Raw genomic sequence first — 24,826 nt, 5'->3', positions numbered from 1 at the left:
AGCTTGATTGAGACGGACATGGCGACGACCAACCTCACTGACGCCGCAGTAAGAAACGCGAAGGCGAAGCCCAAGCAGCGGGTGGAGGTATGGGACAGCCACACGCCGGGGCTCTGCCTGCTCGTCAATCCGAGGTCCAAGACTTGGGTGGTCCGGTATCGGGTCGATGGCAAACAGCGGCGCTATGCCTTCGCCGAGGCGGGCGTTGACGGAATGAGCCTGGCGGACGCCCGCATTGAGGCGGCGGTGATCCTGCGGGCGGTGAAGAAGACCGGCGCCGACCCGGCCGGCGACCGTCTCAAGGTGAAGGCTGAAGCCAAGGCGCAGCCGATCAAGACGTTCCGCGACCTCGCCAACGCCTACACGGCCGCCTGTCGGGCGGGCGAATGGAAGCCCAGGGGCAAGCGCCAGAGCGACCGGACATTGAAGGATGCGGACGGCAGCCTAGACCGCCACATTCTGCCCGCGCTCGGCGACATGAAGCTTGAGGACGTGACCCGCCCCGTGGTGCGCAAGTTCCTGCGCGGGATGGCGGCGAAGGGGATCGGCGCCCAAACGAACAAAGCGCTCGCCGTCATCCGTCAGATCTACAGCTACGCCATCGCCGAGTACGAGGGAAAGCTGGTCGCGGTGAACGTGGCGACCGGACAGCCTCGCGAAGCCGAGACGCCGCGGTCACGGGTTCTGACGGACGATGAGCTGAAGCGCCTTTGGAATGGCCTGCGGGCTCCAGGATCTCTCCGCTTGCCCTTGAGGGAAGGTCAGGAGGAGGCGGGCAAGGTGCACTTGTCCAGGTCCATGGCGATCCTCTTGCAGCTCTCTCTGCTGCTGCTCCAACGCCGGAACGAGATCGCCGGCATGATGGTGTCTGAAGTCGACTTGGCGCAGGCGGTTTGGCTGATCCCGGCGCCCAGGATGAAGGCGCGCAAGCCCCACCTGGTGCCCTTGCCCGCGCGGGCCGTGGAACTGATCACCGAGGCCATCGCCCTAGCACGGACAGCGCTGAAGCCGGGTCCCGACGGCAAAATGCCGACCGACTTTCCCGTGTTCCCGTCGCCTCGCGATGTGCTGACGCCGATCCGGCCGGGAACTGTCACGCACGCCGCGGCTCCTGTGATGAAGGCGCTAGAGATCACGGACGCTTCTCCTCACGACCTTCGGCGGACGGGCAGCACGGCGCTAACCTCGGAGCGCATTGGCGTGTCCCACTTCATTCGCTCGCTGGTGCTCAGCCACACGACCGACACGGGGGGCGGCGCGGCGGTCTCTGGCCGGCACTACGACGCGAACACCTACATCACCGAGAAGCGCCGGGCATTGGTTGCCTGGGAAAGCCTGCTACTCGAAATCGTTGGCGAGAAGCCGCGGACGTCCAACGTGCGCGAGTTTCCAGGAGCAGCGGCATGAGTGACGAGCGCGAGCGGGAAATTGCCCATGCAGAGGCCGCCAGACGTGCGGCGGTGTCAATTGTCGGCGGTGCCCCAGTTACGAGGCGGCAGGCAGAACCGACAGCCTGGAGCGACAGATTCAATTGGCCGCCAGCTGGTGAGGACCACGTCTTTCTCGGCCATGCGATTGAGAAGCTCGGCAACGCCAAGTTTGGCGCCGACTGGATCGCAAGCCGAGAACAGCGCCAAGCGGCTGCAGCGGCACTGGTGAGCGCGTGCGCGGACGGAAAGATCGGCACCTATACCCGAGAGGGCCACGGCGACATCGCGGCAGCGCTCTGGCTGCGAAACGGCACTGCTATCGTTGAGCGCTGCGCTGTGAATGATGAGTGGGTTTTCATCGGGGGTGGGGAACTGGGGACACTGATGGAACGTCTCGCTTTGCCCCCGGTCAAATCCACTGCGGCAGCTGAGAAGCGTGCTTCGGATCAGTTGCTGGCGTTGGCCAAAGCCAGCCTCGAAAGTGGTGAGCCTGCGCCAACGGGCGCTCTCTGGAAGGCGCAGGCCATGGACGAATTTGGCATCTCAGAGCGGGCAACAAATCGCGTTTGGAGCGCCGTTGCTAAGAACTATCCGGCTCTGTCGTCCCTGAAGAAGCCAAAGCGCCGCCGGTAACCAGCCAAACCGCTGCGCGAAACCGCTGCGCCAATCGAAAGCGCCGCACTCCTTTCAAAGCACGGACCGCAGCAACGTCTCCACGTCAGCCAACGCCATCCCCGGCGGCTGAACGTCACTGGAGGCAACCCATGCAAGACGATCAAGACGTCGTGCGCTTTTGGCCGCTTCGAGCGGTCGCTCAACGGCTGAGCCTATCGCCCCGCTCTGTCCAGCGGCTCGCTGAAACCGGTGAACTGCCGAAGCCCCGACGTATCTCGGCGAATCGGATCGGCTGGCGATCTGACGAGATCGATCAGTTCATTCAGTCTCGCGAAGTCGCCTGACCGATGAGCCAGACAAGCAAAAGGGCCGCGCCTGGCAGGGCGCGACCCTCGCAACTCACTGTCCAATCTGGGGGATCGAACAAGTCCACTGATAGGACAAAAGTGCGTTCAGGGCAACGCGCGCTCGGCGGCTCCGTCAACGTCTGGCGTCTGACGGCGGACGCGGAGCGCGAGGCGTTCCAGGCGGCGAAGGATGCGGAGGGCGCCGAATGATGACGCCGGCTCTGATCATCCCGCCCCGCGAGCGGATCACCTATGCGATCCAGGGCGCGCCTCTGCACCTTCGCCCAATCTGGGCGGCGGTGCGCGATCATGGCGTTGACCACATCTTGGTCATGCAGGGCTGCGAGCCGTTCAGGCTTCCGAACCGCCGTCACCCGCTGCTGATGCTGATCGGCGATGACATGTACGTTTCCCGCGGCCCCGCCGGCTTTCCGCGCAAGGCGCTTCGCCGAGCTGTGTCGAACTGCGACGCGGCCCTTATCGTCGCTGGGAAGCCAGACCCGGAAGAGTACCAAGGCGCGGCTACGTTCGCCGCCCTCAGTCGCCTTTCGGTCGCGATCGTGGAGACGCGACCGGAGCACGCCGACGATTGGGTGACGTTCCTCCGCAGCGCCAACCCGAACATCGCGGTGCGCCAATGAACGCCCCGTTCGTCCCTGGCGAAACGGCCCACACCGTGAGCCTGATCCCCATGCGCAGCCGGTTCGTCCGCGTCGCCACGGCCAAGGCCTACGGAACGCCGATCGTAAAGGTCTCTGCCTGTGCGCGGGACCCGCACGGCAACCTGAGGCAATTGCGGGTGGGCCTGAATATCCCCCTGGAGGCGATCGACGACGTCGTGGACGCCCTGCGGGCCGCTCAGCGCCAGCACCTCGCCAACATCAACGGACGCGCCGTCTGTGCGCGCTGGGGCGCTTCTGGCGAGATGGAGGAGGAGTTTTGAGCGCGGCTCTGGGTTTCAACGACGCCGCCCGGCAGGCGCCGCCCCCCGGTAGGGATGCGCTAAGTGTCGCGCTTGAGTGCATCGCGCGTGGCTGGCCCGTCTTTCCGTGCTCACCCCAACGCAAGACGCCATTGACCCCCAACGGCTTCCACGATGCGACCTTGGACGAGGCGACAGTGCGAAACTGGTGGGCGAGCCGCGCCGACGCGATGGTGGGCGTTCCCACGGGGCGCGCATCGGGCTTTTGGGTACTCGACATCGATACCGACCCCGACAAGGGCAAGGTCGGAATGGAAAGCCTGGATCAGCTCGGCTGGAGCCTGGAGGATCTCACGCAAACCACCGTCCAGCGCTCGGCAAGTGGCGGCTGGCATTGCCTCTTCGCGTGGCACGAGGAAGCGCCCGTCCGTAACAGCGACAGCGCTATCGCCACCCATATCGATGCGCGGGGGGAGGGTGGCTATGTCATCATCGCCGGGTCGCGCCGCGCCGACGGTAAGACCTACGACTGGCACAATCCGCCTGGATTGTTTCCAATCGCGGAGGCGCCGGGCTGGCTGACTGACGCCGCCCTGAATGCCAATTCCAGGACAAGACCCGAGCAACGGCTCACAAAGCCATCTGCGCAGCCGCCTGGTTCTTCACAGCGCGGCGCCCTTCTAAGAGCGCTCGACACGTCGACGCCATACGGGCGACGCGGCCTGGAGGCGGAATGCCGGGCGCTGGCGGCCACGCCTGAAGGGGGGCGCAACGGAGCCCTGAACCGGGCGGCCTTCAGTCTTGGCCAGCTCGTGGCTGGGGGGGAGCTGGACGAGGACGAGGCGCGCACTGCGCTCTTAGTAGCTGCCGAGGCCAACGGAAGCATCGGCGATGACGGTCAATCAGCGGCGCTCAAGACGATTGAGAGCGGCATGACGTCCGGCATGCTGCAGCCGCGGAGTGCGCCGCCGCGCATCGCTGCAAACGGACAGCTCCCATCCGCTGGGCGTCCAGACTTGCGCGTCGTTTCTCCCAACGAGGCTTCGGCCGCCATCGGCTTCGACGGGCTCGACAACGTTGTCCCAGGGCCGCGTCCGTGGGCGTTCGGCGACATCCTCATGCACCGCGCCGTAACGGCCGTCGCATCGCCTCCAGGTACGGGGAAGACCACCTGGGGGGCTCAGGTGGCGATCGCCTTCGCGCTCCACCGCGAGCTTGGCCCCTGGCGCCCGAAGGAAACGGGGGCGGTGCTGATCCTGAACGGTGAGGAGGATCGGGACGAACTGAAGCGGCGCTTGTTGGCGGCGTGCTACGACGACGGGATCGAACCGCAGCAATTGGCTGGACGCCTGCTGTTCCGGTCGACGGTGGAGACCGGGCCGCTGAAGCTGGTGAGCTACTCCGCCCGCGAGGGCGTCTACGTACGCCACACTGCGGCTATCGACGAGATCAAGGCCGGGATCAGAGAGGCAAACGCCAAGCTTTTCGTGCTGGATCCGCTGATTGAGTTTCACGACTGCCCAGAAACCAATGAAGGGTTCGCTCAGGTCGCGGCTGTGCTCCGCGAGATCGCGGTCGAGTGCGATACGGCCGTGCTCGTCTTTCACCACACGCCGAAGGGGGCCGACAGCGATAACGCCGCCGGCAACCTGAACGCCCTCCGCGGCGGTGGCTCTCTGGCTGGCGTGGCGCGCTTCGTCCTGACCATGTTCAGCATGAGCCGAGACGACGCCAAGGCCTTTGGGATTGCCAAGCGCGATGCGCACGCCTTCGTCCGCGTTGATAGTGCCAAAGCGAATATGACCGTCGTTGACGGGCGAGCCGCCTGGTTTCGGCGTGTCGGGGTCGGTCTCAATAATGCTGCTGATGGGCGCCCTGCAGACGTGATCGGCGTGCTCAGGTACTCCCCTCTAGAGCCAGTTGAAGACGACGACCCGCAGGCGCAGGCCGACGAGGCATTGGCGAAGCTGGCGGCCGAACTAGTCCGCTTTTGCGTCGCTGCCGGCCACACATCTGCGGATGACGCCATCGCCTTGGACCCGCTAACCGACGCCCTCAATCCGATGGCAACGGGCCTCAGGAAGAGCGCCGCGCGCGGCCGCATCATCGGAGATTTCGCCCCGCAGTATCCTCATGGCGAGCACCTCATTCACGTTGTCGAGGAGGCCGCCGGGCGCCTTCGTCGCCGCCTCGTCTACGTCTCGAAGAGGGCCGCGTGATCGTGGACCTTCAGACCTTCAAATGGCCGCCTGAAACTCTGCAACTCCCTATGCAGCAAGGGGTTTTGCCGCCGAGTTTCAGACCTTCAGCGACTTCCGCTGAAAGTCCGATTTTCGCCCTCGCAAGCCATTGTTTTTACGGCACCTTCAGACCTTCAGAGTTTCACCCCTTCGGGGAAGACGCTTCGGTGAAACTCGCGCTTCACCCGAAGGGCGGCGCCGATCAAGCGGCAGTACGCCAAGTAGCGCGGCCTGCAGCTGAGAGGTTCGCGCCAATTTCTGCAGTGAGGTCGGCATGAACGCGCCCGACACCCCGGCGCACATCCTGCGCATCCCCTTTCGTGAATGGTTCGGCTTGACCAGGGCCGAGGCTGATCTGCTCGCCACGCTCTACCTTGCCGACGGCGCCCTGGTGGCCAGTACGGATCTGGTCGCCGCCGCAGAAATCGCTCCAGGCACCCTCGCGCAGCGCGTGGCCAGCCTGCGCACCGCACTTGATGCCGAAGGGCTGGACACTGAGCGCGGCGGCTATCGCCTCACTGAGGGCGGCCTCGCAGAGTGTCGGGCGGCCATCTGGATCGTCGGCGAGGAACTTCGATTGATTGGGCTTAGGAGGGCTGCATGACAGAAGCGCCGCGCAAATCCGCGACTAAACCGCGGGGCAGGCCCTTCCAGCCCGGCAACGCGGGCAAGCCTAAGGGCACGCGCCATAAGGCCACGCTGGCCGCTGAAGCGCTGCTGGATGGTGAGGCAGCACAGCTGACACGCAAGGCCGTCGAACTGGCATTGGCCGGCGATGGCGTAGCGCTGCGGCTGTGCCTGGAGCGCATCCTGCCGCCCCGCAAGGACCGGCCCGTCACCTTCAAGGTGGCGCCGGTCAACTCCCCGGCGGACGCGATGCGAGAGGTGTCTGAGATCCTGGGCGCGATGGGCCGCGGCGAGGTCACACCCGCAGAGGCCGGCGCGGTCATGGACGTGCTGAACACCTATCTGCGCGCCTACGACCAGACCGAACTTGAACGCCGTATCGCCGAACTGGAAGCCAAGACCGGAGGCGCCCCGTGAGCGCGCGCACCAATCGCGCGCGCTTGAACCCAAAGGAGGATCACTTTGCGTGACGTCGAACGCCGCCTTCGCCGCCTTGAGGCGAAGCATGAACCAGCCGCGGGCTGTTTGCTGGTCCTCTCCGCGGAGCCAACAGAAGCCGAGTGGCTGACAATTCAGAGCGCCAGCCCTCCTGTCGGCCTGGTCGTCGTGACGGGCGTTACTCGCTCCGGCGACAGCAGCTTCATGGCGTCTCGCGATGCGTGATTTCGAGCGACGCCTTCTGCGCTTGGAACAGCGCGCGGACCCTAAGCTGAACCGGCGAGTGCTCGCCTTCGCTCCAATGTCAGACAGTGAGTTCGCCGCTCAGCCAGAGTGGCTGCGCGCCGGTCGTGCGCCAACACCTGAGGAGTGGTCTGCGCACTTCGTCCCCGCGCCAATCAGGGCGGCTTTCCGGGCCGAGGAAGAGCCCCGGCGCAACTGTAACCTCTCAAGAGGACCAAGCCAATGATGTTCGAACCTGCCGCTCTCCAAGCCGCGCTCGCCCAACACCTCAGCGCCGAGTACGCGCCGGCCCTGACCGCGCACCTGGTGGCCCAGGGCCTTTCACTCACCGATGGCCTGCCCTCCGCAGCGATTGGCGACCTGCTCCTACGGGTCCTCTCGTCCTACAGCGGTGGCGAGGATCCGTCATTGGCGGCGGTGACCTTCGTGGTTCGCGGTGCGCCGATGGTGTTCGACCCCGAGGACGCCGAGCAGCACCCGCTTCTGCGAGGCTGGTTGCCGCCGACCCTCTCCGCGGCGGTCGCCGCTCCGCTCCTGGCGGGCGCGTTCCTTCAGCCGATCACGGTTGGCGCACCCGACTATGGGGCGGTCGAGATCGTTGAGGGCGGCGGCCTTCTGCTCGGCCGCATCCTGCTCCGGTTTCAGCAAACACAGATCGGTGAGGTTCAGGTCTGCTGCAGCTATGGGCCGCCAGCCGTCCCCACTGCATTCTCAACCACGCGCCGGCTGGATGGCAGTGCGCTGCTAGCCATGGGCGCACAGCTTCGGTTGGGGCTCAGCGAGCAGAATGCTGCAACAGGCGACGCCAGCAGAGAGGTACCGGCGTCTGCTTGGACCTCTGCGTCGGCGATGATCCACTAGGCGGCGAGAAGCATTCAGAAAAAATATATGGGGGTTCGAACGGGCGCAAACTCGTGTGGTCGAAGCTTCGACCGAGCGAGGGGCGCGATGACCGGCTTTAGCTTCTTGAATTTGGGACAGGCGGCGCAGGGACGTCAGCCTGTCAGACAGGAACAGACCCCAATCTATCCTGGCGCGCCGCAGCTCACCCCTTTGCAGGCGGCTGACCCGCGCAGCGCCTACCTCGCGCGAGCGCTCAGCGATCTCCAGAGCGGCGGACACGAGCAGGGCAATACGATGGGCCTCGCATCCAACCTCCTGGCCGAGGCGCTGGACCGCTACGCCCTGAACAAGCGCCAGCAACAGCTGGCGACGCCTGCGGGCGGCATCTCCGTGCAGGGCGGCGGGATGCTCCCGCCCGATGCCCAGCCCCCCAGCAGCGGCATCAGCGTCCAAGGCTCTGGCAACATCTACGGAGCGCCGGCGTGATGGTGACTGAAACGACCCCGCGCCTCGAGCGCCAATCCGACCGCCGCCGGACCGTCTATTTCAGCCGCACCGAAGACGGCGATGTAGTCCGCTCTGACGCGCCAAAGCCGGCGCGCACGCCAACCTCGGCGCAACTCCTCGCAGACGCGCTTGACGCTTTCGGGGGGGCCCGATGACCGCTGGCAGCACCTACGATGAAGTGAACCGCGAGCTAGCAGCGCGCGCGCTTCAATACGCCACCCCCGCGACCATCCCCTATGTCCAGCACAGCCAGTATCTAGCCGATGCCCTGGCCCGCATGGGGGAGCAAGGCGGCCAGAACATTAGGACGGGCGGCGCCCTCGCCTCGAACCTGCTGGCCGAGGCCCTCCTGCAATACGGCTCGCGCCGAGCGAACGCCCAGCTTCTGGCGCGCGAGCAAGCGGACCAGGCCGCCATGGCGCAGCGTGCGATGATCGGGCTGCCGGATCCGACGCAGCCGCCTGCGGCCACTCCGTCCGTAGGCGGACCGCAGCCGGGCGTCTCCGCCACGCCGTCTGCGTCTGCCCCGCCCGCGGCCGCCACGGGCGCGACAGACCCGAACGCGCATCTGGCAGATGCCCTGACCACGGCCTCTCAGACCGCTGGTGGTCCAGTGGCGCCCCCCGACTGGGACGCGATCGGCAAGTCTCACGACATGCTTGTGCGCACGATCATCGGCGAAGCCGGTGGAAACGACGCCGGACAGCGGGCGGTCGCTTCTACGATCCTCAACAGGATGAACGCCGGACATCTGTCGCCCGACCAGGTGATCGGCGAAAAGGGCCAATTCGAGCCCTACGGCAACAAGGCGACTTGGGCGCGCCTCCAGGCGATCCCGACCGACAGCCCCGCCTATCAGCAAGCCGCGGCAAACGCCGATCAGGTCTTTACGAACGGTCCGACGACGAACGCTGACCATTTCTGGTCGCCGAGCGCCCAAGCTGCGCTCGGCCGCCGTCCGCCGGCCTGGGCGGTGGGGGGCGGCCAGATGATCGGGGGCAACCAGTTCTCGCAACTCGGCTACACCCCATCGGCGGCCGTCCCGCCAATGATCCAGTCCGCGGGCTTCCCGCAGAGCGGCCAGCAGGGCACGCAGCTGGCGCAAGGCGGCCCCGTCAACGCGGGTCCACCGACCCCGCGCCCGCTCCAACAGACAACGGGACCCGACCCGAGCATCCCGGCACCGCCCATCGGTGGCGTGGCTGATCGCTCCTACCAAGTCGCCAGCAACGGGCCGGTGGCCGCGCCTTCCGGCGGTCAGCTCCCCGCACCTGCGCCCCCGCAACAGCCGCCGGCGCCGACGAACATCCAGCCCCCGCACGGCATGCCGCCCACCCAGGACGAATGGAACTGGGTGCAGATGATGCTGCGTTCGGGGAACCCGGCGCAGGTGCAGCAGGGCCTGGCCAAGGCGGCCGAGCTGCAGAGCCGCTGGCGCACCCCGCCTGACGCCGATAAGCCCGTGTGGAACAGCGCCACCGGTCAATACGAGCGCCAGCCTGGCATGAGCTTCCGTCAGGTTCAGGGCGCATCCCCGTCTGACAGCGCGCAGATTGGCCCCGACGGTCGCGTGTATCACGAGGCAATTCCGGGCGTCCAAGGTCCGCTAGGCTCGAACCAGGTCTATAGCGGAGGCCAGGTCAAAACCCTGCCTGTCCAGCAACAGCCAACTTTCAAAATCCCCGGCGCAAACGGCATCTTCGTCAATGGGCCGGACGGCCGGCCGGTGAAGGTGGCTGACGACAGCTTCACGCCGAAGGACCTGGGCGACCGCCTGACCAAGCTGCAGGGATCGGATCAGTACAAACTCGCCGACACGGCAACCAACATGTACAACGCCGCGGTCCAGGCCTCGCAGCGCCCCGGCGGCATCTCCGACGTGGAGCTGCGCGATTTCGCCGCCCGCCAATTCTCCGGCGGCGTGGCGCGGCAGTTCAATGTCGAAGCGCTGAACCACGCTCAGGGCGTCTGGGCCAATCTCAAGCAGTTCATCCCTGAGCTGATGTCTGGCCAGAAGATGAGCCCGGCCGCCCGTGCCGCGGTACTGCAGGCGATGCACGACGACGCTGTGCAGGCGCAGACCTCGTTCAAATCGCTGGCCCAGTCTGACGAGGCTTTCGCCAATAGTCAGGGCATGTCGCTCACGCCGTACCTCACGCCGCTGACGAGGCCCCTGCCCGATTTGCCAGACATGGGCTCTATTCCCGACGGAGCGACCATTCCCGGCACGCCGCCCCCGGCCCAGCAGCACGGTCTTCCGCCAGGCGCTCCCCCCGGTACGCGCCAGCGGGGCGACGGCCGGTACTTCTTCCAGCAGGGCGGCCAGGGCCAGTCTGACGTGCTGGCCGCGGCGCTTCAGCAAGCCGACCCGACCGGCGCGCTCGGCAGCGAGTGGAACACGACGCAGAATATCCTGGGGGCGACAGGCATGCGCGAGCGACCGGGGTCACTGACGGCCTTCAACAAGGCGGACACAGACGCCCTGAGCCTCGCTCCGTTCACCGTGCGCAGCATCGGCAACCTGGTCGACCCGCTCGAGTGGGGCCAGCACCTCAACAAGCTGCTCGGAGCGCGGTTCTTCGAGCGGGCCTCGAATGAGGCCAGCGCGCTTCTGCAGGACCCCGACACCGAAGCGGCCATTGCGCGTGCTCTGGCGGCTCGCTCCAACCCCCAGCAGACCGCTGCCCAAGCCTTTCTTCCCGGCCTTCTCCAACTCCAGGACCAGACCCAATGAGGTGTGACCACTCTCCCGTGGCCTGCGGCGCGACCCGTGAAGGGTGGGGGAAATTGAGCCGTCGAGCGGCATTGAGGGCTGCTTTTGGGCTTCAGCCCGGGGAGGCCGCTTTGCTGGAGGTGCTGCTCAGTGCCGGCAGTGTGTGTGTGCCGCGGGATAGGCTGATCGAGCTCTCTGACGTGGCGCCTCTAACGGTACACGTCCGCATTGCTGCGGTCCGCGCTGCTATGCCACCCGGATCCGTCGAAACGGTCCCCGGCCAAGGCTACCGACTGACGTCTGCCGGCCGCGCCGAGTGCAGTCGGGTGATGGGTGCTATGGCGGACGAACTGCGGGCGGTGGCTTAGGTGAGACGGGCCAGCGGATACTAGCTCCCCGCCCGATCCTTCCGAAGCCGCACGCCAGGCCCTTCGCCGTTCTCGTCGATGAAGATCACGCCAGCTTCAGCCAGCGCTGCCGCCATCGCTTCGATCGCCGCCCCCGACACTGCCCGGCGCTCTTTCTCGAAATCCACAACCGTTGAAAGCCCTAAGCCTGCCGACGTGGCGAGGGTGGGTTGCGTCCATCCGACGAGCGCGCGGGCGGCTCTAGATTGTGCGGGGGTTATCAACATTTTCTGTTGATCTCTCTGGGGGTGGGGTCTACCTGTATCAACATTAAATGTTGAAGGCTAGGTAAATGACCTCGCACGCCTGCTCACCCCCCTCTCTAGACATCGCTGCGCGTCATTGGATCCAACAATGGAAGGCGCTGGGCGGAACGTTCCATGTGCTGCCGGCTGACCCCGGCCGCATATGGCTCGGCCGCAACCTCAATCGCGATCAGCAACTTGACGACCTTCACCGGCAACTGACGGGCGTCCTGAAAGACAGGGTTATCGTCCTCGCGCTGTCTGAGATCGCGGCGCGCGCCCCTAGCGACATAGTGGCTGAACCCCAGGTCTATCTTAAGCCGAGGCGCGGGCAATGAGTACCGTGGCCCAAAAGGTGATGCTGGCCGCGTGGAAGCTTCAGCGAGCCGACGGCGGCCGAAGCTTTTCCGACTGCCTGGTGAGCGCGTGGCGCATCGCCCGAAGCTCGCCGCCGGCCGCCAGGTTGGCCCGTCAACTCGCCCGCGGTGGCGCGGTGTCGCTGCGCTCGACGGTGACGACGCCCGCCGGGCGCGCCGCCGCATCTTCTCGCTACGTCCGCAACGCCGATTGGCAAGCCGCCGGCTTGACCGGCCGGCTGAGCTGGTGAGCCTCGCCATGAGCCACATTCCGCCCGCCCCTTGCGTGGTCGCCATCCCCACCGTCGCCACCGACGCGTTCCTGCGCTGGCCGCGCCTTTTCGTTGGCCGTAGCGCCGTGGACATTCTGCGCATCGGCGCAGCAGCCAAGGCGAACGCCACGCTCGCCCGCCGACGCCACCTCGAGGCGGCCCTAGAGCGCCTGGAGGACCTGCGCGAAAGCCTCATCGCCAAGCTGGATGCGCTCGATGGCGAGCCCGACTTTGAGGACGAGGGGTTGCTTGAGGAGTGCGGCGACGCTGAGCCGTCGATCGGCTCAATCGGGTGCCTCGATCAGCGTTTCTGGGCGCTCGGCGATTGCACCGACCTTGAAGACGCCTGCGAGGATGAAGGCGCGCCAGAATATGAGGCGGTCCCCGGCTACGCGGATCCTATCGACCAGACGTCGCGCGCGGTTTTCGACGCGCGCTAGACGCTGGGGCTCGCACTACCGACCGGGCTCAAGGCGCTGCTTGGCACGCCTTCGCTGGCGCAGCGCAAGCCGCAGCCGGCTTCGCTTCGTCCTTTATTGCTTTTGGCGAGACCCATGCGTCGTAGGCGATGACCGCGCCCACGATCGAGACCACTGCGGCGATGATCGCTGCGCCTGCCGTCACGTTGTCCCTGATATTCGCGCGCCTAGCGACGTTCGCTTGCCGCACCTGCGCGGCACGATCCTTTTCCGCCAGCCACCTCACGGCCAGCTGCTGCTTATCTGGCGCGTAGACCAAACTGCTCATGAGTGAGAGGCGCACGTGCTCCGGGCCGTCGCGCTCAAATTCGGCCAATTGCCGCGCTTCGTAGTCTTCGCCCGGGCTCAAGCTCATCAAGCTAAGCCTTTCAGCTTTCGCTTACGGAGTCGATCGCACTCAGCATCACGCTGAACGTCGCAAATTGCGAACCGTAGTCCACAACCGAGCGCTAACCGCCCACAGCCATAGACGTGTCGCAGGCTGTCCCCGCCGCAGGACTGGCTTCAGCATGTCAACCAGGCGGCCGACGCCTCACGACAGCTCGGACGACATCCATGCAGCTTTCGCGTTCTCAGCGGGCGGGACTTGCGGCGGGAGATAGGGCGCGCGCCTGCATCGCTGCGACAGGCAAGACCCTCTTTGGCGAAATCGCTTGGACGCCGCGAGAGCGAGATATCATCAGGGAGCACTATCCGAACTACCGGCGGATTTACGAGCTCCTGCCGCACCGCACTCCCAAAGCTATCAGGGTCCGCGCCCACGAAATGGGGGTCGTGAGGCGGCGACACATCTGGACCAACCTAGAGGTTCTCAAGCTCCGTAGCCTCTACGCGCGCAAGGCCTCGGACAAGGAGTTGAAGGCGGCCTTTCCCAACCTTCGCCTCCGTCAGATCCACGGCAAGGCCTGGCACATCCGCGCGCCCAGCCGCCTCGGACGACCCTTCAAGGTGCTCGGCGTACCTGCTTTGGATTCGGTGCGCGCAAAGGCCCGTGAGCACGGCTTGACCCTGCTCGATCTCGATCTCCTGGCGAAGACGAAGCACTACTTCCGCCGGTGCTGCAGGCGCCCGAACTGGAAGTACATCAACCGTGCCGTTCAGCTGTTCGAAGGGACGCTCGTCGTGGAATGGGACCAGCGCTGAGTCGCGCCTTGATGTCGCCCGGCGGCCACAGGCGCTGGCGCCCCATGCCGTCGATGCTGACGCCTGCGATCGGTTCGCCGCGCTGGCCATGGTCCTCGCAACGAAACACGATCTGGTCGATGGTCACATCGGCCTTGCCGCGGGCGATGAGCAGCTCGATCAGGCCGTGCGGCTGCTTCAGCGCCGTGCAGGCCGGGCAGTTGACCGTCAGCGTCGCGTCCAGCTCGCGCAGCTCCCGTGGCGTCGGCGGCATGCGGCTGGTCACCAGGGCGCGGCATAGCTCGGCGCGCTGCTCGGCGGTCGGCAGCTTCGTGATCGGGGCTAGATCCCCGTTGGCGGCCATCTCAGGCGCTCCAGGTCGGTCGTTGGGCGCCGAAACCTGACTCCGAGCGCCCGAGGAGTCTAGCGGAATGTTCCGTCTTTGTTCACGCTGGGCGCATGGGCCAAAGGAACATCGACAGGGCGCCGATCCGCATGCGCTACCACCACGGGCGCACCGTGGCGGACATGCTGGGGAACCGCTGGCAGGTGATCTCGAAGTGCCGGACTTGCGGGCTGATCATGCTGGTCAATCTGCGCCTGGTGGTCGTGGTCAGCGGCCCCGGGGTGTCGCTCTGGAACCGCCGCGCGCGATGTCGGCGGCTGGGCTGCGCCGGGGTCGTCGACTTCCAGGCCATGGCGCCGGGAATGGATGGATTTCAGCCGCTGGAGATCGACGAGCGTGCTGGGTAATGCGCGCGGACCTCCCGCTATCATGCGTTGCTGCCTATGAGGCTGCGCCTCGACATGTTCGCCTTGTGGTGGTCAAGTGACGTTCTCACGGGGAGGGGGGTCTTCATGAGCAAGTGGCGGAAGTGGGTGCTGGCCATTGGCGGGGCGGCTGCTATCGCGCTGCCTACCGTCGGTGCGGCATCACCGGAGTTTCTTGTCTACGAGGGCCGAAATGCGGTCCATGACGGGCAAGGCGGCGAGCGCAAGACGGTGGATGGCGTCGACTTCTGGATGCGAGGCGACCCGCCGCGCCGATATCAAGTGCTCGGCTCGCTGAGCGACAGGCGCCACAAGACCGGCTTATACGGGGCAATCCGAATGTCGGGCCTGGAAAGCGACTTGGCGAAGGCGGCCAAGGCAGCCGGCGGAGACGCGATCATCCTTGAGGGCGAACAGGACGAAGTGACCGGCGTGACCGGCTCGACCTTCGGCAACGTCAACGGCACCTATGGTGGTGGCTACTACAGCGGGAACGGATCAGCCTTCGGCATCTCGCGAGAAATCAAAGACCACGAGAGCCGCTATCTGGTCGTGAGGTACCTTCCGGATCCTCCACCAGCCGCGGCGCCGGCCGCTGCGGGCGGCCAGGGCGCCCCACCGACTGTGAACGGCCAAACCGCGCCGCTCCCTTGACACCTGAGGACCCGACGATTGGGGCTCTTAGTCGCGCCTTCCGACTCGTGGCAGCGTTTGCGTTCGCAACAAGTGTTGCCTTCAGCGGTATCGCCAGTTGTTCAAAGAGAGCGACCGAAGACTCGCCCACCGCCGAAGCTTCGCCAGCTGAGCCGGCAACGACACCCTACAGTTCCCCTCCGACCTATCCGGTCTCGCCGGACTCCGACAGGCCCTACGAGGACCGCCATGGAGACGCCGACTGTACGCAGGACTGTTCGGGCCACGAGGCGGGTTACAAGTGGGCGGAAGAGCACTCGATCGACGACGAGGATGACTGTACCGGCAACAGCCAGTCATTCATCGAGGGCTGCCAGGCCTACGTGAACGATCAAGACGCCGGAGCGTCGCAAAAGGACGACTAGCGCCCGCCGCTTCGGCCGTTGCGCGCGCCGGCGGGCTTCTCAGCCGCGCCTCAGCTGTCGTGGCGTAGGCCTGCTGTGCTGCTTCAACAGCTCGTCCCACTCATTAACCTCCGGCACCTTCTCCCCTATGGCGGCGCCGCTGCCGGTCACCACGCGGATCGCGCCATCAGGGGCGATCTCGACGGCGGCGATGGTTTCGCCGGCCGCCTTGACAATCTGCGTAGCGGCCTTCAGCCGCTGCATGAGGCTAGGTATCCGGGCTCTGGGGTAGCCGCCGGGGATTGTCACGGGAGGGTCCGACATGGATGCACGGCGCCACAGCGGTCGGGCGAAGTCCAGGGCCGTAAGCCCCCTGCTCGATCAAGTGCCGCCAGGCCCGCGTCGGGGATCAGTCGTCGCAGGAGGATTGCCCATCAGGCGCAACACAATGCGCGCTCGCAGTGGGCGCAAACCACAACGACCTCGCTGACCTCGGCCTGAGCGTCGCCCGCTGATGGCGATAGTTCGCGCAGCCTCGCGGCAGTCCCGCATCTCGGACACCTCAACAACGCGGGTGGCTCCTGATCTCGGAACTTAGGCGAGGTGCGGGGCGACCCTGACCGGGTGGAGGCGGGCCGCCCCGCTGGAGCAGGCAGCCGGCTGTGACCGCCCATGTCCAATGGTGATGACGACGCGGGCTATGGGCCGCCGGAATCTAGGAGGGCCAGCTGCCATCCTTGGTCTATTTCGCCCACTCACCACGTTGTTTCCAAAGGTGAGGGCGTCGGTGCTTCCCCGTTCGGATGTAATGCTCGTAATCGACCAAGAGGGCCTCCCTCCAGGGTTCGATAGGCGACAGACTCTCGAGGAAGGAGCGGAGTTCAGACGGCTGCGGCCGTTCAAAATTCGTCCACCGGGACCAGAAGGCGTTCCAGGCTTTAGGGCCCTCAACACCCGGCATTCTGAATTGGTCGGAAATCGCCTCGCAGTAGTCCACGATCACGTATTGCCGATCTAGCGCTGCGATGCTCTCAACGTCGGGCTTTGGAACGTCGATGGCCCGGAGCGAGGCTAGAACTTCCTCCTTCAGCTCGTCTTTTTTGGCTGCGGTTAAGCCGCCGTAGCGGCCCTCGCCGGCGATCAGGGTCACCAAGGTAGTCCCCAGCGTAGTGCCCAACCTTCGCAGCTCAATGATTGTGCTTTTGGCCTCGGCGACCACGGCATGGGTCTCTGCCTGCAAGCCGCCTGCCCCGGCCCTAAACGATTTCACCCGGTCCAGATTTCCCAGAAAGCCACAAACCATCGCTGCGGCCAGGGTCGTGAGCAGGCGGTCTGTCTTCCAACCGAGCCGCACCGCGCCGACTGCGAACAAGCCCACTAAGCCTAGGCAAGCCAGATTGAAGGCTAGTGTCCGAATGGCTGTTCCGAAGGTCATTTGGCTCACTCCGGCTTCGTTTTGTGCCCCGTTTGTGCCCCGCTTGCCACGTGCTGTGCGCGGGCCTCGCTGAGCCGGGAGACTTTCCCGTTATATTTCAGGGACTAATGGCGGAGAGGGCGGGATTCGAACCCGCGATACCCTTGCGAGTATGCCGCATTTCGAGTGCGGTGCTTTCAACCGCTCAGCCACCTCTCCGACTTAGGGCGCGCGAGCGAAGGGGCGGATAACTAGCGATGGCGGCGGGGGCGCGCAAGCCCCTCCTGCCGTATGCGGCGCTTCGCCCGGCGCGGGCTACTTGGGCGGCAGGTAGTGTCCGCTGGCCACGCCGGGGCAGGGGCCGCCGGCAAGGTCGTGCGCCGCCAGCACCCAGCCGAGGTCGTCACCGTTGCGGTCCTCCCCCGGAGTGAGGACGAAGCGGCAAGGGCCGGCCGTCCAGCTGGCCCCGCCCTTGGGGTCGAACACCGCGTGGCCGGCGTAGGCGCCGACGGTGAAGTCGCTCCCCACCAGCTCGCCGTTGCGGAATACGTCGTGCGTCTCGACCAGACGGGCGCCCTTGAGGGTGAAGACCTGCGGCGCGTCGGCGCCTGGCCCGGCCTCGCCGGCGCCGGCAGACGCGAGGAGGGCGAGCGCCGCCAGGGCGCCGGTGAACGCAAGGTCCGTGATCCGCATGTCGCCAAGCCCTCCGCTGCCGGCGGCACGATGCCCCGGGACGGGGCGCCGGGTGAAGCGGTCTCAGGCTGCGCGCCGCCCCTCGCCCACCACCCGGGCCAGGGTCTCGACCGCCGCGGCCAACTGCGCCTCGTCCCAGGCGGCGTAGCCCAGCAGGAAGCCCTGCGGGCCGCCGGGGCCGGCCGCGTGAGTCGAGAGGGGGTCGAGGTTGAGGCCGCGGGCGGCCGCGCGGTGCGAGATCGCCACGTCCAGGGCGGGATCGGTGGCGACGGCGTCCTGCAGCCGCACGGTGACGTGCAGGCCGGCCTCCTGCGGCAGCACCTGGGCCCAGCCGGTCAGGCGGCGCTCCAGCGCGGCGACCAGGGCCTGGCGGCGGGCGGTCATCTGGCGGCGCAGCGCCCGCAGATGCCGGGCGAAGCCGCCGCCGGCGATGAACTCGGCCAGGGCCGGCTGGGCGGCGGTGGGCACCAGGGCGCCGTCCCGCGCCCGCAGCTCCACCAGGCGGGCGATCAGCGCCGCCGGCCCGACCACATAACCCAGCCTCAGGCCGGGGAAGGTCAGGCGCGAGAAGCTGCCCATGGACAGCACCGCCTCGCCCCCGGCCAGGCTGGCGAGCGCCGGGACCGGCCGGCCGGAGAAACGCAGCTCGCTGTCGTAGTCGTCGGCGACCACCACCGCGCCGGTCTCGCGGGCCCAGTCCATCAGCGCCAGCCGGCGCGGCAGGCTGAGCGGCGCGCCCATCGGGAACTGCCGCGCGGGGGTCACCAGGGCGAGCCTGGCGTGGGGGGAGAGCCTGCGCCCCGCCGCCACGTCCAGCCCCTCGGCGTCCACGGGGACGGGGACCACGCCCAGGCCGGCCCGGGCCAGCGCCCGGCGGGCGCCGTTGTGGCCGGGGTCCTCGACCCACGCCTCGCCCGGTTCGCCGGCGCGGGCGATCAGCGACAGGGCGTCGGCGGCGCCGGCGGTGATCAGCACCTGGTCGGGGGCGTAGTCCAGGCCCTGCAGCGCGCGCAGGTGGCCGGCGACCGCGGCCCGCAGCGAGGGCAGTCCGGACCACTGGTCGAACGCCAGGGCGGCGGCCGCATCGCGCCGCCAGCCCCGGGCCATCGCCCTGGCCCAATCGTCCGCCGGGAACAGGTCCAGCGCCGGAGCGTCGGGATCGAACGGCAGGCCGCGCAGGGCCAGCAGGTCATCGCCGCCGCCGGGGCCGGCGCCGGGGCTGGCGGGCGGTCCGGCCAGCGGCGCGGGACGGCGCGCGGCGCGCACCCGGTCGAGCGGGCGCACATACTGGCCCGAGCCGCGTCGGCCCTCGACGTAGCCGTCGCTGGTCAGCTGGTCGTAGGCGTCCAGGGTGACCGCGCGCGACACGCCGAGGTCCTGGGCCAGCCGCCGGCTGGAGGGCAGCCGCGCGCCCGGGGCCAGGGCGCCGGCCAGGATCAGCTCGCGGATCCGACGGTGCAGCTGGCGGCCCAGCGGCTCCGCGCCCTGGCGGTCGAGCACCACGGCCAGCAGGGCGGTGGCCGCCGCCGCGTCACCGCCCGCGCCGGCCGCCCGCCGCCCCCCGCCGGAAGTGGTCATCTCCATCGCCGCAGAAGTGGATATTTTCAGGCCGCGCGCAACGGCCTAAGCCACGCTTGTTCCGGGCGGGAAGCCGGATCGCCGCCGGCGAGGCGCCGCCCGGAGGTCCCGCCCGCCGCCTGCCGGCCCACCGCCCCCCGGCCCACCGACTCCCGGGCCACCTATCGTCACGGAGCCTTCCCATGTCCCTGCGGATCAATTCCGAAGCCCCGAACTTCACCGCCCAGACCACGCAAGGGCCGATCACCTTCCACGACTGGATCGGCGACGGCTGGGCGATCCTGTTCTCGCACCCCAAGGACTTCACCCCGGTGTGCACCACCGAGCTGGGGTACATGGCGCGGCTGAAGCCGGAGTTCGACCGCCGCAACACCAAGATCATCGGCCTGTCGGTGGACCCGGTGGACAACCACGCGCGCTGGGCGAAGGACATCGAGGAAACCCAGGGCGCGGCGGTGACCTATCCGATGATCGGCGATCCGGAGCTGAAGGTCGCCACCGCCTACGACATGCTGCCGGAGGGCGCCGGGACCACCTCGGAGGGGCGCACCGCCGCCGACAACGCCACGGTGCGCTCGGTGTTCGTCATCGGCCCGGACAAGAAGGTCAAGGCGATGCTGACCTATCCGATGACCACCGGCCGCAACTTCGACGAGGTGCTGCGGCTGCTGGACTCCTGCCAGCTGACGGCGAAGCACACGGTGGCGACGCCGGTGAACTGGAAGCCGGGCGAGGACGTGATCATCCCGCCGTCGGTCAGCGACGAGGCCGCCCGGGCCAAGTATCCGCAAGGCTTCAAGACCGTGAAGCCGTACCTGCGCATCGTCGCCCAGCCCGAGGGCTGAGGCGGCGCACGGCGGCCCCCTTCCCCGGCTTCGCCGGGACTTCCCCCAGAGGGGGAAGAGAACGGTATGGTCGGCCAAAGCGCTGCTTCTCCTCCCCCCTTGGGGGAGGGGGACCCCCGAAGGGGGTGGAGGGGGCTCCAGCAGGTCGCCGGCGGCACAAACGGGCAGGTTTCACGAGATCAACCAGGAGGGCCGAGCATGATCTTCGAACAGGTCGCCACCGGCGGCTGCCAATCCTATCTGCTCGGCTGCGACGGCAGCCGGGCGGCGGTGCTGATCGATCCGGAGGACAGCCAGATCGACCACTACCTCGGCCTGGCCAGCCAGCATGGGGTGCGCATCAAGTACGTCGTCGACACCCACACCCACGCCGACCACTTCTCGGCTACCAACGAGATGGGCAAGGCGGTGGGGGCCACGGTGGTGGCGTTCCGGCTGAGCCCGGCGCCCTATGTCGACATGCGGCTGGACGACGGCGACACCCTGGTCGCGGGCAGTCTTCGTCTGAGGGCGATGCACACCCCCGGCCACACTCGCGATTCCATGTGCCTGGTGATGGACGACCGGGTGTTCACCGGCGACACCCTACTGATCGGCGGCACCGGCCGCACCGACCTGCCCACCGGCGACCCGCACGCCCTGTTCGAGAGCCTGTTCGACAAGCTGCTGAAGCTGCCGCCGCAGACGCTGGTCTACCCGGCGCACGACTACAAGGGCCGGCAGAACTCGACCATCGGCGCCGAGATCGCCGGCAACCCGCGCCTGCAGAAGACCGAGCGCGCCGCCTTCGTGGAGATGATGGAGCACCTCGACCTGGCGGCGCCCACCCACCTGACCGAGGCGCTGCGGACCAACATGAGCGGCGGCAAGTCGGTGGCCCAGCTGCTGGCCGAGGCCGCGGCCAAGGCGCCGTTCATGTCCATCGCCGACCTGAACGAGCGCCTGGGCGGCAACAGTCGCGACCTCGTGGTGCTGGACATCCGCGAGAAGGACGCCTTCGAGGCCGGCCACATCCCCGGCGCCCGCCACCTGCCGCGCGGCCAGCTGGAGCTGCGGGTCAACAGCGAGCTGCCCGACCCGACGGTGCGCATCCTCACCTGCTGCGAGTTCGGCAAGATCTCCACCCTGGCGGCCGCCACCCTGCGTGACCTGGGCTTCGGCCGCGCCAGCGCCCTCGACGGCGGCATGACCGCCTGGCGCGAGGCCGGCTACGCCCTGGAGCGGTAGATTCCGGAGAGGGCGAAACCCCTCACCCTCCCATGGCTGCGCCATGGGCCCCTCCCTCTCCCTGCGGGAGAGGTGAAGAGTATCGCCGACCTCTTTCCTCTCCCACAGGGAGAGGAAGGGGCCCGCGGGACTTGCGCGAGCAAGGCGCGTGGGAAGGTGAGGGGTTCCACCCTCACCGCCTGGCGAACTGAGCCGTCCCGGCCGCGTACACCGCCCCGGCCAGGGCCGAGAGGTCGAGGAAATAGAGGTAGCGGTAGTCGCAGGCGATGCTGATGGCGAAGAAGCTGGCGGTGAAGGTCAGGGCCGCGGCCAGCAGGCCGGCCACCGCCAGGTCCTCGGGCCGCCGCCGCAGCAGCAGAGCGATCATCAGGGCGGCCGCCAGCAGCGCCCAGGCGGCGTGCGAGAACACCGGGCTGTGGAAGAACGCCTGGGCGTAGGTGAACACCACGTCGTCGGCGTCGCTGTAGCGGGTCTCGAAGCCCAGCCGCTTCATCTCCTCCGGCGGGCCGTTGACCCCCACGGACAGGGGCACGCAGGCCTCGATGTCGGGGGCGGCGAAGACCTGGCGGAACAGCTCCGCCCGGACCCGCAGGTAGAGCCACGGCCGGGCGGCGAAGATCGCCCGCCACTGGGCCAGGACGGCGGGACGGTCGGCGTCCTCGTGCGCGGCGACGGTGTCGTTCTGCACCAGCGGGTCGATGCGCTGGGTGTTGAACAGCCTGGGACCCTGGCCCAGCAGGAAGGCGTTCATCGCCGGCGCCCGGGCGGCCAGGATCGGAAAGCCGGCGCCCGGATCCAGCTGGCGGGCGGCGACCATCTCGTAGAGGCGCAGCTCGGTCCACTGCCGCTGGCGCTCGTTCTGGCCGTCGCTCCGGGTCTTCAGCGCCGCCGAGCCGGCGACGGCGACGCCGATGGCGACGGCCAGCAGCACCGCGCCGGCGGCGACCCCGCGGGCCCACGGGCGCGCCGTCGCCTGGCGGGCGGCGATCCAGCCCGCCGTCACCGCGGCCACCGGGATCAGGATCAGCCCGTTCTGCCGCGCCAGGGCCGCCAGGGCCAGCAGCGCCCCGGCCTTGACCAGCAGCGCCCACCTCAGCCGCGGGCTGGGCCAGCCCCGGCCGTACCAGGCCAGGCAGGCGAAGGCGGCCAGGGCGGCGCCGGCGAACAGCACGTCCTTCCAGACGATGGCCGGATAGATCGCCAGCTGCGGCGTCGCCAGGGCCAGGGCCGCGGCGGCCACCACCGCCCAGCCGCCGCGCCGGGCCATCAGCGCCAGGCTGGCCAGGCTGGCGAACACCAGGGCGCCTTCCAGCACCGTGAACAGGGCGCCCCCCCGCTGCAGCCGGTCGGCCAGGCCCAGCAGCCAGGCCGTCACCGGCGGGTGCCAGGCGTTGTAGATCCCGCTGCGGCCCTGATCGAGCTCGACCACCGAGTCGTAGGACCAGTGCCCCGGCCAGCTGAAGGCGACCGCCGCCGCGCCGCCGACCAGCAGCATCCCGGCCGCCACCAGGCCGGGCAGGGCGATCGGCGTCTTCGGCTCGGCCGGATTCACGGTCTTGGCAGTCCCCATCGGGCCAGGGCTCGCACGGAAAGGGGTGGGCTTCAACCGGGGAGGGGCCCGCGCGTTGCCTCCCCCTCTGTCATCCCGGAATTCGCGCAGCGAATATCCGGGACCGCGGCAGACACCTGCGTCCACTACCGCTTGCGACCCTCAGCGCTTCCGGCGGTCCCGGATAAACCGCAGGCGCGGTTTTCCGGGATGACAGTGGAAGGAGTGTTCGCGGTTCTAGTCAGGATTGTGCTTGGCCGCGCCGCGGCGCTCATGCTATCGCCCGCGCTTCGGAAAGACCCATGATCGCCAAACGCCCAAATCTCTTCTGCGGCTCGAACCGCCACGGCCAGCTGGTCGTGCTGGAACGTGCGCGCGTGGGAGGGTATTCGGCCTGACGGACTTCGATCCGACTCGACGACAAAGACCCCTCCCGGCCTGGCCTGGAGGGGTTTTTCGTTTCCAGGCGGCCATGACCTCCAACCATCGCCCGTAGAAATGCGTCCCATGCTGCTGTCCATCGCCACCACCCGCCCTCCGGCCACCGACCTGGGATTCCTGCTGCACAAGCATCCCGACCGGCTGCACGAGACCGAGCTGCCGTTCGGCCGCGCGCTGGTCTTCTATCCGCAGGCGGATGCGGCGCGCTGCGAGGCGACGCTGCTGATGGAGGTTGACCCCGTCGGCCTGGTGCGCGGCCACGGGTTCAGCGACGGGCTGCTGGACCAGTATGTCAACGACCGGCCGTACGCGGCCTCGTCGTTCCTGGCCGTGGCCATGGGCCGGGCGTTGCGCAGCGCCATGAACGGGGTCTCGCGCGAGCGGCCCGAGCTGGCCGGCGAAGCCCTGCCGCTGGAGGCGCGGGTGACACCGCTGCCGGCGCGGGGCGGCGAGGCCCTGGTGCGGGCGCTGTTCGAGCCGCTGGGCTGGACGGTGGGGGTCGAACCGGTGGCCGCGCCGGACGGCGGTTCCTCGCCCTACCTGGCTCTCGCCCTGACAGGGACGCAGCGGCTGTCGGCCCTGCTGAACCACCTCTATGTGCTGATCCCGGTGCTCGACGACGACAAGCACTACTGGGTGGGCGAGGACGAGGTGACCAAGCTGCTCAAGCGCGGCGAGGGCTGGCTGGAGGGGCATCCGGCCCGCGACCTGATCGTCGGACGCTACCTGATCCACCGGCGCAGCCTGGAGCGCGCGGCGCTCCGGCGGCTGGCGCTCGAGGCGGCCGACGACGAGGACGCCGTGGCGGCCGCGCCCCGCGCCGCGCCGGAGGATGCGCTGGAGAAGCCGCTGCGGCTCAACGACGAGCGCCTGGGCGCGGTTGCCGAGGCCCTGCGCGCGGCCGGCGCCAAGGTGGTCGCCGACCTGGGTTGCGGCGAGGGCAAGCTGCTGCAGCGGCTGGTGCGCGAGCGCTGGATCGAGCGGCTGATCGGCGTCGACGCCGCCTCGCGCGATCTGGAGCGGGCCTCGCGTCGGCTGAAGCTGAACCTCGCCGGCGGGCCGCCGGAGGGCCGCGTCACCCTGCTGCACGGCGCCCTCAACTATCGTGACAGCCGCTGGGCCGAGGCCGACGCCGCCGCCCTGGTGGAGGTGATCGAGCACCTCGATCCCGACCGCATCCCCGCCCTGGAGGCGGTGGTGTTCGCCGACGCGCGCCCGCGCACGGTGGTCGTGACCACGCCGAACGCGGAATACAACGCGCTGTTCGAGGGCATGGCCCCCGGCGCCCTGCGCCACCCCGACCACCGCTTCGAGTGGACGCGGGACGAGTTCGCCGCCTGGGCCGGCCGCGTGGCCGGCGCCTGGGGCTACCAGCTCGCCCTGAGCGGCATCGGACCGCAAGACCCGACCCTGGGCGCGCCCACCCAGATGGCGGTGTTCACCCTCGGCCAGGCGGAGGCTTGAA

At 68.1% G+C, this 24,826-nt stretch carries 29 protein-coding genes and 1 tRNA gene; 21 read left to right on the top strand and 9 right to left on the bottom strand.

The genetic code is table 11. The annotated features are described in order from the left end of the window. The first annotated feature begins 18 nt into the window (after positions 1 to 18). The 12 genes from ACO2Q3_RS22680 to ACO2Q3_RS22625 all read left to right on the top strand — a co-directional run bounded on the left by ACO2Q3_RS22680 (position 19) and on the right by ACO2Q3_RS22625 (position 10,946). Complete coding sequence (locus ACO2Q3_RS22680; RefSeq protein WP_423310794.1) at positions 19 to 1,407, top strand: tyrosine-type recombinase/integrase; 1,389 nt, start codon at positions 19 to 21, stop codon at positions 1,405 to 1,407. Next, positions 1,404 to 2,063 (top strand): hypothetical protein, encoded by a 660-nt coding sequence (locus ACO2Q3_RS22675; RefSeq protein WP_423310792.1) that lies wholly within the window; start codon positions 1,404 to 1,406, stop codon positions 2,061 to 2,063. The genes ACO2Q3_RS22680 and ACO2Q3_RS22675 overlap by 4 nt, the downstream gene beginning before the upstream one ends. A gap of 131 nt (positions 2,064 to 2,194) precedes the next feature. Beyond that, the gene (locus ACO2Q3_RS22670) at positions 2,195 to 2,389 is read left to right on the top strand and encodes a helix-turn-helix transcriptional regulator (protein ID WP_423310790.1); all 195 of its coding nucleotides are present in this window, start codon (positions 2,195 to 2,197) and stop codon (positions 2,387 to 2,389) included. A 209-nt stretch (positions 2,390 to 2,598) separates the two neighbouring features. Further along, entirely contained in the window at positions 2,599 to 3,033 is a 435-nt protein-coding gene (locus ACO2Q3_RS22665; RefSeq protein WP_423310788.1) for a hypothetical protein, read from the top strand. 35 nt (positions 3,034 to 3,068) lie between these two features. Continuing rightward, positions 3,069 to 3,335, top strand: coding sequence for a hypothetical protein (locus ACO2Q3_RS22660; protein WP_423310786.1), 267 nt, complete (start codon positions 3,069 to 3,071; stop codon positions 3,333 to 3,335). Next, positions 3,332 to 5,533, top strand: a complete 2,202-nt coding sequence (locus tag ACO2Q3_RS22655) for a bifunctional DNA primase/polymerase (RefSeq protein WP_423310784.1) — start codon at positions 3,332 to 3,334, stop codon at positions 5,531 to 5,533. Before ACO2Q3_RS22660 ends, ACO2Q3_RS22655 begins: the two co-directional genes overlap by 4 nt. 295 nt (positions 5,534 to 5,828) lie before the next feature. Next, positions 5,829 to 6,158, top strand: a complete 330-nt coding sequence (locus tag ACO2Q3_RS22650) for a hypothetical protein (RefSeq protein ID WP_423310782.1) — start codon at positions 5,829 to 5,831, stop codon at positions 6,156 to 6,158. After that, positions 6,155 to 6,598, top strand: coding sequence for a hypothetical protein (locus ACO2Q3_RS22645; protein WP_423310780.1), 444 nt, complete (start codon positions 6,155 to 6,157; stop codon positions 6,596 to 6,598). The genes ACO2Q3_RS22650 and ACO2Q3_RS22645 overlap by 4 nt, the downstream gene beginning before the upstream one ends. A 45-nt stretch (positions 6,599 to 6,643) precedes the next feature. Further along, a complete protein-coding gene (locus ACO2Q3_RS22640; protein ID WP_423310778.1) occupies positions 6,644 to 6,844 on the top strand; it encodes a hypothetical protein in 201 nt (66 codons plus the stop codon). A 240-nt stretch (positions 6,845 to 7,084) separates the two neighbouring features. After that, positions 7,085 to 7,723 (top strand): hypothetical protein, encoded by a 639-nt coding sequence (locus ACO2Q3_RS22635; RefSeq protein ID WP_423310776.1) that lies wholly within the window; start codon positions 7,085 to 7,087, stop codon positions 7,721 to 7,723. 87 nt (positions 7,724 to 7,810) lie between these two features. Further along, positions 7,811 to 8,191, top strand: coding sequence for a hypothetical protein (locus ACO2Q3_RS22630; protein WP_423310775.1), 381 nt, complete (start codon positions 7,811 to 7,813; stop codon positions 8,189 to 8,191). Positions 8,192 to 8,363: 172 nt separating this feature from the next. Then, positions 8,364 to 10,946: a cell wall hydrolase gene (locus tag ACO2Q3_RS22625; RefSeq protein ID WP_423310773.1), complete on the top strand. Its 2,583-nt coding sequence runs from the start codon at positions 8,364 to 8,366 to the stop codon at positions 10,944 to 10,946. 367 nt (positions 10,947 to 11,313) lie between these two features. On the opposite strand, the gene ACO2Q3_RS22620 is transcribed toward ACO2Q3_RS22625, so the two are convergent. After that, positions 11,314 to 11,559, bottom strand: a complete 246-nt coding sequence (locus ACO2Q3_RS22620) for a helix-turn-helix domain-containing protein (protein WP_423310771.1) — start codon at positions 11,557 to 11,559, stop codon at positions 11,314 to 11,316. Between the two features lie 65 nt (positions 11,560 to 11,624). Between ACO2Q3_RS22620 and ACO2Q3_RS22615 the strand changes: the two genes are divergently transcribed. Genes ACO2Q3_RS22615 through ACO2Q3_RS22605 form a run of 3 tightly spaced genes read left to right on the top strand, consistent with a single transcriptional unit; the run spans position 11,625 to position 12,645 of the window. Then, on the top strand, positions 11,625 to 11,915 hold the full coding sequence (locus ACO2Q3_RS22615) for a hypothetical protein (protein ID WP_423310769.1): 291 nt from the start codon (positions 11,625 to 11,627) through the stop codon (positions 11,913 to 11,915). Then, a complete protein-coding gene (locus ACO2Q3_RS22610; RefSeq protein WP_423310767.1) occupies positions 11,912 to 12,184 on the top strand; it encodes a hypothetical protein in 273 nt (90 codons plus the stop codon). Before ACO2Q3_RS22615 ends, ACO2Q3_RS22610 begins: the two co-directional genes overlap by 4 nt. 8 nt (positions 12,185 to 12,192) lie before the next feature. Beyond that, on the top strand, positions 12,193 to 12,645 hold the full coding sequence (locus ACO2Q3_RS22605; RefSeq protein ID WP_423310765.1) for a hypothetical protein: 453 nt from the start codon (positions 12,193 to 12,195) through the stop codon (positions 12,643 to 12,645). A gap of 28 nt (positions 12,646 to 12,673) precedes the next feature. Here the strand turns inward: ACO2Q3_RS22605 and ACO2Q3_RS22600 are convergent, their stop codons facing one another. After that, positions 12,674 to 13,039, bottom strand: a complete 366-nt coding sequence (locus tag ACO2Q3_RS22600; RefSeq protein ID WP_423310763.1) for a hypothetical protein — start codon at positions 13,037 to 13,039, stop codon at positions 12,674 to 12,676. A 200-nt stretch (positions 13,040 to 13,239) separates the two neighbouring features. Between ACO2Q3_RS22600 and ACO2Q3_RS22595 the strand changes: the two genes are divergently transcribed. Continuing rightward, entirely contained in the window at positions 13,240 to 13,827 is a 588-nt protein-coding gene (locus ACO2Q3_RS22595) for a hypothetical protein (RefSeq protein WP_423310761.1), read from the top strand. Here ACO2Q3_RS22595 and ACO2Q3_RS22590 read toward each other — a convergent pair. Beyond that, positions 13,769 to 14,170, bottom strand: coding sequence for a hypothetical protein (locus tag ACO2Q3_RS22590; protein ID WP_423310759.1), 402 nt, complete (start codon positions 14,168 to 14,170; stop codon positions 13,769 to 13,771). The two genes, ACO2Q3_RS22595 and ACO2Q3_RS22590, sit on opposite strands and share 59 nt — an antisense overlap. Before the next feature lie 95 nt (positions 14,171 to 14,265). Here ACO2Q3_RS22590 and ACO2Q3_RS22585 point away from each other — a divergent pair, with 95 nt between their 5' ends. Both ACO2Q3_RS22585 and ACO2Q3_RS22580 read left to right on the top strand, forming a co-directional pair. Continuing rightward, a complete protein-coding gene (locus ACO2Q3_RS22585; protein WP_423310757.1) occupies positions 14,266 to 14,559 on the top strand; it encodes a hypothetical protein in 294 nt (97 codons plus the stop codon). A gap of 105 nt (positions 14,560 to 14,664) precedes the next feature. Next, complete coding sequence (locus tag ACO2Q3_RS22580; RefSeq protein WP_423310755.1) at positions 14,665 to 15,231, top strand: hypothetical protein; 567 nt, start codon at positions 14,665 to 14,667, stop codon at positions 15,229 to 15,231. A 443-nt stretch (positions 15,232 to 15,674) separates the two neighbouring features. Here the strand turns inward: ACO2Q3_RS22580 and ACO2Q3_RS22575 are convergent, their stop codons facing one another. The 5 genes from ACO2Q3_RS22575 to ACO2Q3_RS22555 form a co-directional block, all read right to left on the bottom strand. Further along, entirely contained in the window at positions 15,675 to 15,878 is a 204-nt protein-coding gene (locus ACO2Q3_RS22575; protein ID WP_423310753.1) for a hypothetical protein, read from the bottom strand. A 478-nt stretch (positions 15,879 to 16,356) separates the two neighbouring features. Next, entirely contained in the window at positions 16,357 to 17,049 is a 693-nt protein-coding gene (locus tag ACO2Q3_RS22570; RefSeq protein ID WP_423310751.1) for a hypothetical protein, read from the bottom strand. A 108-nt stretch (positions 17,050 to 17,157) separates the two neighbouring features. Continuing rightward, positions 17,158 to 17,247 (bottom strand) — tRNA-Ser (locus ACO2Q3_RS22565). Between the two features lie 96 nt (positions 17,248 to 17,343). Further along, positions 17,344 to 17,721, bottom strand: coding sequence for a hypothetical protein (locus tag ACO2Q3_RS22560; protein ID WP_423310749.1), 378 nt, complete (start codon positions 17,719 to 17,721; stop codon positions 17,344 to 17,346). A gap of 63 nt (positions 17,722 to 17,784) precedes the next feature. Beyond that, positions 17,785 to 19,299, bottom strand: coding sequence for a PLP-dependent aminotransferase family protein (locus ACO2Q3_RS22555; RefSeq protein ID WP_423310747.1), 1,515 nt, complete (start codon positions 19,297 to 19,299; stop codon positions 17,785 to 17,787). A gap of 182 nt (positions 19,300 to 19,481) precedes the next feature. Between ACO2Q3_RS22555 and ACO2Q3_RS22550 the strand changes: the two genes are divergently transcribed. Both ACO2Q3_RS22550 and ACO2Q3_RS22545 read left to right on the top strand, forming a co-directional pair. Beyond that, the gene (locus ACO2Q3_RS22550) at positions 19,482 to 20,144 is read left to right on the top strand and encodes a peroxiredoxin (RefSeq protein ID WP_423310745.1); all 663 of its coding nucleotides are present in this window, start codon (positions 19,482 to 19,484) and stop codon (positions 20,142 to 20,144) included. Between the two features lie 198 nt (positions 20,145 to 20,342). Then, positions 20,343 to 21,371: an MBL fold metallo-hydrolase gene (locus ACO2Q3_RS22545; protein ID WP_423310743.1), complete on the top strand. Its 1,029-nt coding sequence runs from the start codon at positions 20,343 to 20,345 to the stop codon at positions 21,369 to 21,371. A gap of 172 nt (positions 21,372 to 21,543) precedes the next feature. On the opposite strand, the gene ACO2Q3_RS22540 is transcribed toward ACO2Q3_RS22545, so the two are convergent. Next, on the bottom strand, positions 21,544 to 22,941 hold the full coding sequence (locus ACO2Q3_RS22540) for a hypothetical protein (RefSeq protein ID WP_423310741.1): 1,398 nt from the start codon (positions 22,939 to 22,941) through the stop codon (positions 21,544 to 21,546). Between the two features lie 486 nt (positions 22,942 to 23,427). On the opposite strand from ACO2Q3_RS22540, the gene ACO2Q3_RS22535 reads away from it, so the two are divergent. After that, positions 23,428 to 24,825 carry a 3' terminal RNA ribose 2'-O-methyltransferase Hen1 gene (locus tag ACO2Q3_RS22535; RefSeq protein ID WP_423310739.1) on the top strand — a complete coding sequence of 466 codons (1,398 nt, stop codon included), beginning with the start codon at positions 23,428 to 23,430 and terminating at the stop codon, positions 24,823 to 24,825. The last annotated feature ends 1 nt before the right edge of the window (position 24,826 follow it).

This window comes from Caulobacter sp. KR2-114 (genome assembly GCF_049446115.1).
Lineage (GTDB): Bacteria > Pseudomonadota > Alphaproteobacteria > Caulobacterales > Caulobacteraceae > Acaudatibacter.
The sequence above is the reverse complement of the archived record's forward strand: the minus strand, read 5'-3'. Positions and strand labels throughout refer to the sequence as shown.

What these genes read in the sequence shown, in the direction of transcription:
- ACO2Q3_RS22605 (WP_423310765.1), top strand. Translation starts at nt 12,193, where the DNA reads ATGAGCCACATTCCGCCCGCCCCTTGCGTGGTCGCCATCCCCACCGTC.
- ACO2Q3_RS22590 (WP_423310759.1), bottom strand. Translation starts at nt 14,170, where the DNA reads ATGGCCGCCAACGGGGATCTAGCCCCGATCACGAAGCTGCCGACCGCC.
- ACO2Q3_RS22635 (WP_423310776.1), top strand. Translation starts at nt 7,085, where the DNA reads ATGATGTTCGAACCTGCCGCTCTCCAAGCCGCGCTCGCCCAACACCTC.
- ACO2Q3_RS22540 (WP_423310741.1), bottom strand. Translation starts at nt 22,941, where the DNA reads ATGGGGACTGCCAAGACCGTGAATCCGGCCGAGCCGAAGACGCCGATC.
- ACO2Q3_RS22560 (WP_423310749.1), bottom strand. Translation starts at nt 17,721, where the DNA reads ATGCGGATCACGGACCTTGCGTTCACCGGCGCCCTGGCGGCGCTCGCC.
- ACO2Q3_RS22545 (WP_423310743.1), top strand. Translation starts at nt 20,343, where the DNA reads ATGATCTTCGAACAGGTCGCCACCGGCGGCTGCCAATCCTATCTGCTC.
- ACO2Q3_RS22650 (WP_423310782.1), top strand. Translation starts at nt 5,829, where the DNA reads ATGAACGCGCCCGACACCCCGGCGCACATCCTGCGCATCCCCTTTCGT.
- ACO2Q3_RS22575 (WP_423310753.1), bottom strand. Translation starts at nt 15,878, where the DNA reads ATGCAGCGGCTGAAGGCCGCTACGCAGATTGTCAAGGCGGCCGGCGAA.
- ACO2Q3_RS22585 (WP_423310757.1), top strand. Translation starts at nt 14,266, where the DNA reads ATGGGCCAAAGGAACATCGACAGGGCGCCGATCCGCATGCGCTACCAC.
- ACO2Q3_RS22550 (WP_423310745.1), top strand. Translation starts at nt 19,482, where the DNA reads ATGTCCCTGCGGATCAATTCCGAAGCCCCGAACTTCACCGCCCAGACC.
- ACO2Q3_RS22675 (WP_423310792.1), top strand. Translation starts at nt 1,404, where the DNA reads ATGAGTGACGAGCGCGAGCGGGAAATTGCCCATGCAGAGGCCGCCAGA.
- ACO2Q3_RS22595 (WP_423310761.1), top strand. Translation starts at nt 13,240, where the DNA reads ATGCAGCTTTCGCGTTCTCAGCGGGCGGGACTTGCGGCGGGAGATAGG.
- ACO2Q3_RS22570 (WP_423310751.1), bottom strand. Translation starts at nt 17,049, where the DNA reads ATGACCTTCGGAACAGCCATTCGGACACTAGCCTTCAATCTGGCTTGC.
- ACO2Q3_RS22625 (WP_423310773.1), top strand. Translation starts at nt 8,364, where the DNA reads ATGACCGCTGGCAGCACCTACGATGAAGTGAACCGCGAGCTAGCAGCG.
- ACO2Q3_RS22680 (WP_423310794.1), top strand. Translation starts at nt 19, where the DNA reads ATGGCGACGACCAACCTCACTGACGCCGCAGTAAGAAACGCGAAGGCG.
- ACO2Q3_RS22600 (WP_423310763.1), bottom strand. Translation starts at nt 13,039, where the DNA reads ATGAGCTTGAGCCCGGGCGAAGACTACGAAGCGCGGCAATTGGCCGAA.
- ACO2Q3_RS22610 (WP_423310767.1), top strand. Translation starts at nt 11,912, where the DNA reads ATGAGTACCGTGGCCCAAAAGGTGATGCTGGCCGCGTGGAAGCTTCAG.
- ACO2Q3_RS22670 (WP_423310790.1), top strand. Translation starts at nt 2,195, where the DNA reads ATGCAAGACGATCAAGACGTCGTGCGCTTTTGGCCGCTTCGAGCGGTC.
- ACO2Q3_RS22535 (WP_423310739.1), top strand. Translation starts at nt 23,428, where the DNA reads ATGCTGCTGTCCATCGCCACCACCCGCCCTCCGGCCACCGACCTGGGA.
- ACO2Q3_RS22630 (WP_423310775.1), top strand. Translation starts at nt 7,811, where the DNA reads ATGACCGGCTTTAGCTTCTTGAATTTGGGACAGGCGGCGCAGGGACGT.
- ACO2Q3_RS22580 (WP_423310755.1), top strand. Translation starts at nt 14,665, where the DNA reads ATGAGCAAGTGGCGGAAGTGGGTGCTGGCCATTGGCGGGGCGGCTGCT.
- ACO2Q3_RS22620 (WP_423310771.1), bottom strand. Translation starts at nt 11,559, where the DNA reads ATGTTGATAACCCCCGCACAATCTAGAGCCGCCCGCGCGCTCGTCGGA.
- ACO2Q3_RS22645 (WP_423310780.1), top strand. Translation starts at nt 6,155, where the DNA reads ATGACAGAAGCGCCGCGCAAATCCGCGACTAAACCGCGGGGCAGGCCC.
- ACO2Q3_RS22615 (WP_423310769.1), top strand. Translation starts at nt 11,625, where the DNA reads ATGACCTCGCACGCCTGCTCACCCCCCTCTCTAGACATCGCTGCGCGT.
- ACO2Q3_RS22555 (WP_423310747.1), bottom strand. Translation starts at nt 19,299, where the DNA reads ATGACCACTTCCGGCGGGGGGCGGCGGGCGGCCGGCGCGGGCGGTGAC.
- ACO2Q3_RS22665 (WP_423310788.1), top strand. Translation starts at nt 2,599, where the DNA reads ATGATGACGCCGGCTCTGATCATCCCGCCCCGCGAGCGGATCACCTAT.